At 71.1% G+C, this 11,345-nt stretch carries 10 protein-coding genes; 2 read left to right on the plus strand and 8 right to left on the minus strand.

Translation table 11 applies throughout. The features are described from left to right. Nucleotides 1–214: 214 nt before the first annotated feature. Nucleotides 215–616, minus strand: coding sequence for an anti-sigma factor antagonist (locus ACFY9S_RS35910; RefSeq protein WP_391137279.1), 402 nt, complete (start codon nt 614–616; stop codon nt 215–217). Nucleotides 617–962: 346 nt separating this feature from the next. On the opposite strand from ACFY9S_RS35910, the gene ACFY9S_RS35915 reads away from it, so the two are divergent. After that, nucleotides 963–1,334 (plus strand): hypothetical protein, encoded by a 372-nt coding sequence (locus tag ACFY9S_RS35915; protein WP_102911339.1) that lies wholly within the window; start codon nt 963–965, stop codon nt 1,332–1,334. Nucleotides 1,335–1,389: 55 nt separating this feature from the next. Here the strand turns inward: ACFY9S_RS35915 and ACFY9S_RS35920 are convergent, their stop codons facing one another. Together ACFY9S_RS35920 and ACFY9S_RS35925 are read right to left on the minus strand one after the other, a co-directional pair. Beyond that, on the minus strand, nt 1,390–1,824 hold the full coding sequence (locus ACFY9S_RS35920; protein WP_391137282.1) for an ATP-binding protein: 435 nt from the start codon (nt 1,822–1,824) through the stop codon (nt 1,390–1,392). Between the two features lie 117 nt (nt 1,825–1,941). Then, nucleotides 1,942–3,840, minus strand: coding sequence for an AMP-binding protein (locus tag ACFY9S_RS35925; RefSeq protein WP_391137285.1), 1,899 nt, complete (start codon nt 3,838–3,840; stop codon nt 1,942–1,944). Nucleotides 3,841–3,991: 151 nt separating this feature from the next. Between ACFY9S_RS35925 and ACFY9S_RS35930 the strand changes: the two genes are divergently transcribed. Beyond that, a complete protein-coding gene (locus ACFY9S_RS35930; protein ID WP_102911342.1) occupies nt 3,992–4,225 on the plus strand; it encodes a DUF6480 family protein in 234 nt (77 codons plus the stop codon). 28 nt (nt 4,226–4,253) lie between these two features. On the opposite strand, the gene ACFY9S_RS35935 is transcribed toward ACFY9S_RS35930, so the two are convergent. The 5 genes from ACFY9S_RS35935 to ACFY9S_RS35955 all read right to left on the minus strand — a co-directional run. Beyond that, nucleotides 4,254–5,342, minus strand: a complete 1,089-nt coding sequence (locus tag ACFY9S_RS35935; protein ID WP_391137288.1) for a glutamate--cysteine ligase — start codon at nt 5,340–5,342, stop codon at nt 4,254–4,256. Between the two features lie 110 nt (nt 5,343–5,452). Beyond that, entirely contained in the window at nt 5,453–7,660 is a 2,208-nt protein-coding gene (gene glgB / locus ACFY9S_RS35940; RefSeq protein ID WP_391137291.1) for a 1,4-alpha-glucan branching protein GlgB, read from the minus strand. Between the two features lie 3 nt (nt 7,661–7,663). Then, nucleotides 7,664–9,034, minus strand: coding sequence for a maltokinase (locus ACFY9S_RS35945; protein ID WP_102911344.1), 1,371 nt, complete (start codon nt 9,032–9,034; stop codon nt 7,664–7,666). A gap of 28 nt (nt 9,035–9,062) precedes the next feature. Then, nucleotides 9,063–10,781, minus strand: a complete 1,719-nt coding sequence (treS, locus tag ACFY9S_RS35950; RefSeq protein ID WP_391137294.1) for a maltose alpha-D-glucosyltransferase — start codon at nt 10,779–10,781, stop codon at nt 9,063–9,065. Beyond that, nucleotides 10,778–11,345, minus strand: a 568-nt coding sequence (locus tag ACFY9S_RS35955; RefSeq protein ID WP_391137297.1) for a DUF3459 domain-containing protein, incomplete at its 5' end; no start/stop codon positions are given. The genes ACFY9S_RS35955 and treS, both read right to left, overlap by 4 nt.

Genomic DNA, 11,345 nt, shown 5'->3' on the forward strand with positions numbered 1-11,345 from the left:
CGGCGATGTGACACTTGCCGGGCGACAACTCTAACCATGCGTCGAACTCGTACAACACCTGCTCCGGCGCAAGCGATCCGGTTCCGCGCAACGGCGGTCGGAGCCGCCGCCGGCGGCGTGCGAAGGGTGAGCCGTCGTCGTCCGGGCAGGGCGGAACGAGGGCACCGGGCCACCGGCTCTCGCCGGCGCCCTGCCCTGTGGGGCACCCGGACCGTCAGACGCCCGGCCCCTCCGGCTCGCCGGGCAGGTGCGGCCCTTCGTCGACGCGGGTCAGAGCCTCGTCGAGACTCTCCGATATCGGCACGGTGATGCTGACGCCGGTCAGGTCGAGGATGCGCCGCACGGCCGGTGCCGGGCTGATGACGTGCACGCTGCCCTCGGTCTTACGGGTCTCCTGGTACACCCGCAGGATGATGTTCATCCCGGACGAGTCCATGAAGGGGACGGACGACAGGTCGAGCAGGAAGTGCCGTCGGCCGTGGTGGAGTTGGTTGGCCAGATGGGCCTGGAACTCGGTCGCGGTGTCGACGTCCAGGTAGCCGTCGACCGTGATCAGGGCCACGTCCTCCCGGGGCAGCTCGACTTCCACGGACAGCGGGTTCTGGGCGAGGGGCACGGATACCTCCAACAAGTGCTACGGCCTGGGCTGGTCACCTCTGGGGATGACCGCGGTGCGAGGGGATCCCGGTCGTTCTCCGGACTCGAATTCCGTTCCTCATGCGCCTCCCTTCACCGACGGGTTACGGATGTCACCGCGCCCCCGCGATTACCCCGGAAACCGCCCTCCATGCCCCCTCGGCCGGACATCGCGGGGACCGGCCCCCGGAAGTGGTGTGCGGTCGCAGGCGTGTGCGCCGAATGCGCTTGCGGCAGGAGGGTAATTGCTGCTGTGGGACGGGGCGGGCGCGAGGCGCCCGCCGCAGCAGATGCGATCCGCGGATCGCCAGGGAGGATGGGGCAGCGTGGCCATCGACAGAATCTGGTCGTACGCGCCGGACAGCGGTCACACGGAGGGGCAGGACCTGACCGGTTTCGCCGTCGCCGCGACCGACGGCACGATCGGGCACGTGGACCGGGAGGCCGCCCCGCACGACATGCGGCACCTGGTCGTCGACACCGGGGTCTGGGTGTTCGGCCGCAGCGTCCTGGTACCGGCCGGGGTCGTCACCGGCATCGACATACCGGGGAGGAAGGTCACACTGGCGTGCAGCAGGGCGGACGCCAAGGCGGCGCCGCGCTTCCAGACCGACAGCGAGACGAGGGACCGGGAGTATCTGCGGGCCGTGGGCGACTACTACGACCGGCTGCCGCCACGCGAGAGGGCCGCGGTCTGAGCCGGGTCTGAGCCGGGTCTGGGTCGGTCACGGGCACGCCGAGCCCCTGACCGGCTCACCAGGGCATGAACACGTGCACGTCCTTGCCCCGGCCGTCGGCCACCACGCTGACCTGGTCGCACAGTGTGTGAATCAGATGCCAGCCGATCCCCCCGCCGCCGCTGCGCGGATCGAAGGGGCGAGGGGCGGGCTCCGTGGTGCTGGTGTCGTGCATGACCACATGCACCCCGTCGAACGTCCGGCGCATGCGCAGCGCGAACGGGCCGGGGGCGTACTGGACCGCGTTGGCGGCCAGTTCCGTCACCACCAGCAGGATGTCGTCCCAGTACTCGGGAGCAGAAGGCGGGGAGGAGCGTGCCAGATCACGCAGGAACCCCTCCGCGGCCAGCCGCGCTCCTGTCACGTCATGCGGCTCGCCCACGAAGCTGTTCGTGCGGCTCGGGATCTCCTCGGAGGTCAGGGCGTCGTCCCCACGCGGCTCGGTTGACATATCGCCTTTCCGGCCCGGGCGTCAGCTAGGGCTGTCGTCAGGGCTGTCGTCCTTTCTCATGCGTCGCCACTGTTGCGTGTTCCCGAGGGGACGGGGCCTACGCGTCCGGCCGCACGCTCAGCGGAACACGTTGTCGGAATCGTCCCAGTTCGACGGTTCGTCCGGCGTGCTCGGCCGCCCAGGACGCCTGCGTGACTGGTACATGGCTTCGATCTCGGAGGCGTAGTGGCGCACGATCTCGTCCCGGCGCAGCTTCATCGACGGCGTCAGCAGCCCGTTGGCCACGTCGAACGGCTCCGGCAGAACCCGGAACACCCGGATCGACTCCGACCGTGACACGGCGCTGTTGGCCGCCGCCACGGCCCGCGCGATCTCCTCCCGCAGCGCGTTCTCCTCCCGTGCCTCCCGCATCTCGCCCTGCAACGCGAGCGCCGCCCGCCAGTGCGCCAGGAACTCCGGGTCCAACGTGATCAGGGCGCCGACACAGGGCCGGTTGTCCCCCACCACCACCGCCTGGTGGATGAGCGGGTGCATCCGCAGCCGCTGCTCCAGGGCCAGCGGGGCGACGCTCTTGCCGCTGCTGGTGATGATGATGTCCTTCTTGCGGCCGGTGATCGTCAGATAGCCCTCCGCGTCCAGCTGCCCGAGGTCGCCGGTGGCGAGCCACCCGCCGCGCAGCGCGGCCCGGGTGGCGGCCTGGTCGCCCACGTATCCCTGGAACACCGAGGGGCCCCGCACCAGGATCTCCCCGTCCTCGGCCACCCGGATCTCCATGCCGGGCAGGGCCTGCCCGACCGTCCCGGACTTCTCCCGGCCGAGCGGCTGCATCGTCACCCCGCCCGCGGTCTCCGTCAGCCCGTACCCGTCGTGCACGTAGATGCCGATGCCCTCGTAGAAGAGGGACAGCTCGCGGCTGAGGGGGGAGCCGCCGGAGGTCGCCCGCCGTACCCGTCCGCCCAGCGCGGCCCGCAGCCTGCGGTACACCGTGCGCTCGTACAGGGCGTGCTGGAGCCGCAGGTCGAAGCCGGGCCCGCGGCCGCGGCCCAGCCGCTGGCGCTCCAGGGCCGCGGCGAAGTCCCGGGCGGTCTCCGCGGCCCGCTCGAACAGGGCTCCGTGGCCCCCCTGCTGAGCGGTGCGCAGGAAGTTCTTGTAGATCTTCTCCAGGACCGACGGAACCGCGTACAGGTACGTGGGCCGGAACGACTGAAGCGCCGAGGACAGGGCCTCGCCGCTCAGATCGGCCTGGTGTCCCATCAGCAGCCCGCCACGCACGCACAGCCCCTGGATCATCAGTCCGTACACGTGGGAGAAGGGCAGGAACGCGAGCACGGAGCCCTGCTCCCCACGCGGCGCCGCCGTGTGCCCCCAGCCCGCCAGCAGCGTGTCACAGGGGCCGGCGAGGTTGCGGTGGCTGAGCGCGCAGCCCATGGCACGGCCGGAGGTCCCGGAGGTGTAGGCGATGACGGCCGTGGAGTCCGGCAGCACGATGCGTCGCATCGAGTCGACCGTGGCCAGCGGGATGAACTCGCCGCGCGCCGTCAGCTCCGCCAGGGCACCCGCGTTCAGCTGCCAGACGTGGCGCAGCAGCGGCAGCGACGCGCACACCGAGCCGACGGTCATGACGCCCTGCTCGTCCTCGACGACCACGGCCACGCAGCCCGCGTCCCGCAGGATCCACTCCACCTGGTCGCGTGACGCCGTCGGGTAGACCGGGACGACCTCGGCGCCCACGGCCCACAGCGCGTAGCACAGGATCGTCCACTCGGACCGGGTGCGCGCCATGATCGCCACGCGGTGACCCGGCGCGATCCCCGAGGCGATCAGCCCCTTGGCGGCGTCCACCACCTCGTCGCGCAGCTCGATCGCCGTCACCTCGTCCCAGGTCGCGGAGGCGGGGTCGGCCCGGCGGGCGAGCAGCGGCCGGGCCGGCTCGCGGTCCGCCGCCTCGAAGACGCTGTCGGCGAGCCCGCCGGTCAGGGGCGCCACGGCCGGGGGAGCGAGGGCGAGGTCGCGCATGCACTGCTCCTGACGTGTACGGGGTGTGACATTGCCGACGGGTACCGTCATCGGCGGTGCTCGAATGTAGTCGAGTCGAGACCCTTCGGGGTCGGAAAATACGGAACTGGACCCGCTGATGATCTCGCCGTGATCGGGGGACCCGGGGGACATGACTCACATCAGCCCCGATCCCGAACCCGAACGCACCCCAGGTCTGGAACCCGGCGGCGGTGTACCGCCGGGCGAGACCCCGCCCGCGGAGAGCAGCATGCCGGAGACGCTGCCCCGTGAGACGCACAACCCCACCAAGGGCTGGGCCAAGGCGCCGATGGCCGTGATCATCATCGTCACCGTGCTGATCGCGGCGTTCTTCCTGGCCTACGCCCTCGTCCTGATCCTCTGAGCCCCCGGTCCGGGCATGCCGGGACGCCTCACGCCTGCGTACGGCGGACGCACTCGGTGACGACGTCCCGCAGGCTTCCTGTGCGCTCCATCAGCGCGCGCTGCACCTGAGCCCCGTTGCCCTCCCGCAGCAGCTCGTCGCAGGCGGCCTCGGCCCGCGCCAGGTCGCCCGTGCCGTCGAGGGCCTCCTCGACGTGGTCCAGCAGGGCGCGGACGACGGCTTCGGCGGGCATGCGCCGCATGGTCGCGGGGTGCAGCAGCTCGCCCGCCAGCCCGGACCGGGCCGCCTGCCAGTCGGCCAGCCGCAGCAGACTGACACTGTGGTCGAGCGGCTCACGGCCGGCTCGCCACTCCCGTGCGGCGGTCTCGACCAGCCCCCGGACGAGTGTGGCGATCAGCACGGCGGTGTCCGAACGCAGACAGACGTCCGAGACGCGGAGCTCCACGGTCGGGTACCGCTGGGACAGCCGCGCGTCGAAGTAGATCATCCCGTCGTCGAGGAGCGCCCCGGTGGCCACCATGTCCGCGATCAGACGGTGGTACCGCTCGGCCGAGCCGAAGATCTCGGTCGGGCCGGCCGACGGCCAGCGCAGCCACACCCGGCTGCGGTAGCTGTTGTACCCCGTGTCCTTGCCCTGCCAGAACGGCGAGTTCGCGCTGATCGCCCGCAGCACCGGGAGCCACGGCCGCAGCCGGTCGACGACCGCGACGCCCTCCTCGTCGGACTCGACCGACACGTGCACATGGCAGCCCATGACGAGCTGCTCCCGGGTGGCGATGCCGTACTGGTCCGCCATCCACCGGTAGCGCCGGCTGACGCCGACGGCCGGGCTGACCGGCAGCGGTGAGGTGGCGAGCGCCGCGACGGTGCAGCCGATCTCCTCCGCGTGCCGGGCCGCCTCCGTGCGGCAGCGGACGATCTCCGCGCGCAGGCTCTCCATGGAGGACTGTGGATGGGTGGCGAACTCCAGCATCTGCTCGTGGAGTTCCTTCTCGAACACGTCCTGATCCGCGCCGTTCTTCTCCGCCCGGGCGAGCACCGCTGCGGACAGCGCCCGCGGTTCTCCGGTCTCCGGATCGACCAGGAGGAGTTCCTCCTCCACTCCCACGGTGCGCACCTGATGCCCGCCCTTCTGTGCCCTGCCGCGTCGTACCACCGGGTGCTCCCGGTGGTACGACCCCCAGTGCCCCTCTCAGCGGGTAGGACACCTGGTGAGGCGGCGGGACTTCACACGGCGAACGGCGTCAGCCACACCGTGGCCAGCGGAGGAAGCGAGATCCGGACGAGGCCGTCCTCCGGTTTGACCGGATCCGGGTTGGTGACGCCACTGCCGCCGTAGCGTGTGTCGTCGGTGTTGAGGCGCTCCTCCCAGGCGACCACGTCACCCGGCACCCACAGGCCGTAGTCCTGCCGGACGACGGGGGAGAAGTTCGACACCGCCAGCAGCGGCCTGCCCTCGGCGTCGTGGCGCAGGAACGCGAAGACGTTGTCGTCGGCCGAGTCCACCGCCACCCAGCGGAAACCCTCCGGGCGGGTGTCGCACTGCCACAGTGCCGGAGTGGCCCGGTACGCCGAGTTCAGGTCGCGCACCAGATCGCGCACGCCCCGGTGGTCGCCCGCCGAGTGGTAGCCGTCGTCGAGCAGCCACCACTCCGGTCCGTGCTCTACCGACCACTCGGCGCCCTGCGCGAACTCCTGCCCCATGAACAGCAGTTGCTTGCCGGGGTGGCCCCACATGAAGCCGAGGTAGGCCCGGTGGGTGGCGCGTCGCTGCCACCAGTCGCCGGGCACCTTCGACACCAGCGCCTGCTTGCCGTGCACGACCTCGTCGTGGGAGATCGGCAGGACGTAGTTCTCGCTGTAGGCGTACACCATCGAGAACGTCATCTCGTGGTGGTGGTACTTGCGGTGCACCGGCTCGTGCGCGATGTACTCCAGCGAATCGTGCATCCAGCCCATGTTCCACTTCAGCCCGAAGCCGAGTCCGCCGGTCTCGGTCGGCCGGGTCACCCCGCCCCAGGCCGTGGACTCCTCCGCGATCGTGACCACGCCCGGGGCCCGCCGGTACACCGTCGCGTTCATCTCCTGCAGGAATCCCATGGCGGCCAGATCCTCCCGGCCGCCGTAGGCGTTGGGTTCCCACTGGCCGTCCTCGCGCGAGTAGTCCAGGTAGAGCATCGAGGCGACCGCGTCCACGCGCAGCCCGTCGATGTGGAACTCCTCGCACCAGTACACGGCGTTCGCGACCAGGAAGTTGCGCACCTCCGTGCGGCCGAAGTCGAACTCGTACGTGCCCCAGTCCGGGTGCTCAGCACGCCGGTCGTCGCCCGGCTCGTAGAGCGGCTCCCCGTCGAACCGGGCCAGCGCCCAGTCGTCCTTCGGGAAGTGCGCCGGCACCCAGTCCATGATCACGCCGATGCCGGCCCGGTGGCAGGCGTCGACGAAGAACCGGAAGTCGTCCGGTGTGCCGAGCCGGGACGTCGGTGCGTAGAACCCGGTGACCTGGTAGCCCCAGGAGCCGTGGAAGGGGTGCTCGGCGACCGGCATCAGCTCGACGTGGGTGAAGCCCAGCTCCTTCACGTACCGGGGAAGTTCCTCCGCGAGCTGCCGGTAGGTCAGGCCCGGCCGCCAGGACGCCAGATGGACCTCGTACACCGAGAACGGCGCCTCGTGCACGGGCGTGTCGGCGCGGTGCGCCATCCACTCGGTGTCGCCCCACTCGTAGTGCGAGGCCGTCACGATCGACGCCGTGTCGGGCGGCTCCTCGCAGCGGCGCGCCATCGGGTCGGCCTTGAGGAAGCGGTGGCCGTACCGGGAGTGGATCTCGAACTTGTACGCGGTGCCCTCGCCGACACCCGGCAGGAACAGCTCCCACACACCGGAGGCGCCCAGGGACCGCATCGGGAACTGCGTCCCGTCCCAGTGGGTGAAGTCCGTGGCGACCCGCACGCCCTGCGCGTTCGGCGCCCAGACGGTGAACCGGGTGCCCTCGACGCCCTCGTGCGTCATGGGCTGCGCGCCGAGCGCCTGCCACAGCTGCTCGTGCCGCCCCTCACGGATCAGGTGCAGGTCGAGCTCGCCCAGCGCGGGCAGGAAGCGGTACGGATCGGGCGTCTCCTGCTCGCCCTCCTCGTACGCCACGTGCAGCGTGTACGCGGGGACCGCGTCCAGGGGCAGCACGCCCGAGAAGAGGCCGTCGCCCTCGGAGACGAGGGCGGTGCGCCTGCCGTCGACCACGACGCTCACGGAGCGGGCGAAGGGGCGCAGCGCACGGAACACGATCCCGCCCGGGACCGGGTGGGCACCCAGCAGGGCGTGCGGATCGTGGTGGGCACCGGCCAGCAGGCGCCCGCGGTCCTCGGGGCTCAGGGCGGGCGCGGTCGTGCCCGGGACCGGGCCGGACGGCTCCGGGATTGAGGTGTCGCGCAGTGCCACGGCTCAGTCTCCTCTCACGGCGAGGCGTTCGATGGCCGCCATCGGTACAGGCAGCCAGTCGGGGCGGTGCCGTGCCTCGTACAGCACCTCGTACACGGCCCGGTCCGTCTCATAGGCGCGGAGCAGTCCGTGTTTCTTGCGGGGGTCCCAGCCGGCGCGGGCGGCGTAGCCCGCGCAGTAGGCCTCGCGGCAGCGGCGGGCCCACTCCGGGCGCCAGGGGCGGCGCTGCCGGGCGGCGTAGTCGAAGGAGCGCAGCATCCCGGCGATGTCCCGCACGGGGGAGTGGGCGCTGCGCCGTTCGGAGAGCGGCCGGGACGGCTCGCCCTCGAAGTCGATGACGAACCACTCGCGCCCGGCCCGGAGTACCTGCCCCAGGTGCAGGTCGCCGTGGATGCGCTGGGCGGGCGGCCCCGGATCGCAGGTGGTGAGCGCGGCGAACGCGGTCCGCAGGCCCGGCACGAACGGCTGCAGCGCGGGCACGCAGTGCGCGGCGGCGTCCAGCCGCTCGGTCATCGCCGCCGCCGTCTGCCCGTTCTCCCCGGGCCCGCCGACGGGGAACGCCGACGCCAGCGCGAGGTGCACCTCCGCGGTGGCCGCGCCCAGCGCCCGGGCCTGGACGGTGAAATCGTCCCCGGCGGCCAGCGCGTGCAGACCCAGCGTCCAGCCGTCGGAGGCGTCCCGCAGGTACGGCTGGAGCACGCCGAGGGTGGCCTTGAACGGCTGGTCCGTCTGGAACCAGGCCACGGGCGCCGGTACGCGGTGACAGCCGTGACGGGCCAGCGCGCCCGGCACCTCCAGGTCCGGGTTGACGCCCGGCTGGATGCGCCGGAAGACCTTCAGGATGTACTCGTCGCCGTACACCAGCGAGGAGTTGGACTGCTCGGCGTCCAGCAGCCGCGGCACCAGCCCGGCGGGCACCTGCTGGTCGGGGTCGCAGTCGAAGCGCAGGGGGCCCGCGGAGCCCGGCTGCCGCAGCCGGTCCAGCAGGAGCTGGGCCGAGCGGGGGTCGTGCAGCGCGTCGTAGACCGTCAGCCCGGCCAGCGGCCCGTCCTGCACCCGCCCGATGAGCGCCCGCCCGAGCCGGGGCGCGGGCCGTTCCCGTACGCCGAGCAGCAACTGGTAGCAGTCGCCCGCCGGGGGCGCCCCACCGGGCGAGGGCACGCCCGTGTGACCGGCGTGACCGGCGTGGACCAGCAGATGCAGACAGCCCGGGAAGAGCTCGGTCATCGACAGCAGGCCGAGCTCGGTGACGGGCCGGTCCTTGCCCGCGAACCAGCGCTGCCGGGGCAGCCAGTCGCGCAGCAGGGCGCCGAGCGATTCCATGGGCTTCGCCAGGCGCGTCAGGTCCGGGCGCAGGGATGCGGTCTTCGGCATGGTCACGCCTCCTTGTCGCGGCGCAGGGTCACAGTCGCCGTCCGATGCGGGATGCGACTCGAGTGAGCCGGAACCAGTAGAAGCCGTGGCCCCCGAGGGTCAGCAGATAGGGCAGCTCGCCGATGGCGGGGAAGCGGACCCCGCCGAACAGCTCCACCGGGTGCCGCCCCGCGAACTCGCTCAGGTCGAGCTCGGTGGGCTGCGCGAACCGCGCGAAGTTGTTGACGCACAGGACCAGGTCGTCCTCGTACTCCCGCAGGAAGGCCAGCACCGCGGGGTTGGAGGAGGGCAGCTCGGTGTACGAGCCGAGGCCGAAGGCCGGGTTCTGCTTGCGGATCTCGATCATGCGCCGGGTCCAGTGCAGCAGCGACGACGGCGACGACATCGACGCCTCGACGTTGGTCACCTGGTGGCCGTAGACCGGGTCCATGATCGCCGGAAGGCAGAGGCGGCCCGGGTCGCAGGTGGAGAAGCCGGCGTTGCGGTCCGGGGTCCACTGCATCGGCGTGCGCACCGCGTCCCGGTCGCCGAGCCAGATGTTGTCGCCCATGCCGATCTCGTCGCCGTAGTACAGGATCGGCGAGCCGGGGAGCGCCAGCAGCAGGGCCGTGAACAGTTCGATGGTGTGCCGGTCGTTGTCCAGCAGGGGAGCGAGGCGCCTGCGGATGCCGATGTTGGCGCGCATGCGGGGGTCCTTGGCGTACTCGGCCCACATGTAGTCGCGCTCTTCGTCGGTGACCATCTCGAGCGTCAGCTCGTCGTGGTTGCGCAGGAACATGCCCCACTGGCAGCCCGAGGGGATGGCGGGGGTCTTGGCCAGGATCTCGGAGACCGGGTAGCGGGATTCCCGGCGGACGGCCATGAAGATGCGCGGCATGACGGGGAAGTGGAACGCCATGTGGCACTCGTCGCCGCCGCTGGGGTAGTCGCCGAAGTAGTCGACGACGTCCTCGGGCCACTGGTTGGCCTCCGCCAGCAGCACCGTGTCCGGGTACAGGGCGTCGATCTCGCGGCGCACGCGCTTGAGGAACGCGTGCGAGGCGGGCAGGTTCTCGCAGTTGGTGCCCTCGGCCGCGTAGAGGTAGGGCACCGCGTCCAGCCGGAACCCGTCGATGCCAAGGTCCAGCCAGAACTTCAGCGCTGCCAGGATCTCCTCCTGGACCCGCGGGTTCTCGTAGTTGAGATCCGGCTGGTGGGAGAAGAAACGGTGGAAGAAGTACTGGCCCCGCACCGGGTCGAAGGTCCAGTTCGAGGTCTCCGTGTCGACGAAGATGATCCGCGCGTCCGGGTATCCCTTGTCGTCGTCGGCCCACACGTAGTAGTCGCCGTAGGGCCCGTCGGGGTCCTTGCGTGACTCCTGGAACCACGGGTGCTGGTCGCTGGTGTGGTTCATGACGAAGTCGATGATCACGCGCATGCCGCGCTGGTGGGCGGCGTCGACGAACTCCACGAAGTCCGCGAGGTCGCCGAACTCCGGCAGCACGGCCGTGTAGTCGGAGACGTCGTAGCCGCCGTCGCGCAGCGGGGACTTGAAGAACGGCGGCAGCCACAGGCAGTCGACGCCGAGCCACTGGAGGTAGTCGAGCTTGGACGTGAGGCCCCTGAGGTCGCCGACGCCGTCGCCGTCGCTGTCCTGGAACGAGCGGACGAGCACCTCGTAGAAGACGGCGCGTTTGAACCAGTCGGGATCCCTGTCCCGTGCGGGAGTGTCCTCGAAGGTGTCCGGTACGGGCTCGTTCACGGTCATGACGTTCCTGCCCCTCCGTTCGCGTGCGCGGCGGGCGGGGACTGGACGTGGAAGACGTGCGCGGGAGCCCGCCCCGGCTCCAACCGCACGTAGTTGTTGCGTCCCCAGTGATAGGTCTCGCCGGTGAGCTCGTCGCGCACCGGCACCGACTCGTGCCAGTCCAGGCCGAGTTGCGGCATGTCCAGCGAGACCGTGGCCTCCTGGGCGTGGTGCGGGTCGAGGTTGGCGACCACCAGGACGGCATCGGATCCGCTGCGCTTGCTGTACGCGACGAGAGCGTCGTTGTCGGTGTGGTGGAAGCGGAGGTTCCTGAGTCGGTGCAGCGCGGGGTGTTCCCTGCGGATGGTGTTGAGCCGGGTGAGCAGCGGGGTGATGGTGCGGCCCTCGCGTTCGGCGGTGGCCCAGTCGCGGTGCCTGAGCTGGTACTTCTCCGAGTCCAGGTACTCCTCGCCGTCCTCCTTCAGCGGGATGTTCTCACACAGCTCGTAGCCGGAGTAGATGCCCCAGGTGGGAGAGAGGGTCGCCGCGAGCACGGCCCGGACCTCGAAGGCGGGCCGGCCGCCG

It is taken from the genome of Streptomyces sp. NPDC012474, assembly GCF_042955185.1.
GTDB classification, from domain to species: domain Bacteria; phylum Actinomycetota; class Actinomycetes; order Streptomycetales; family Streptomycetaceae; genus Streptomyces; species Streptomyces cahuitamycinicus.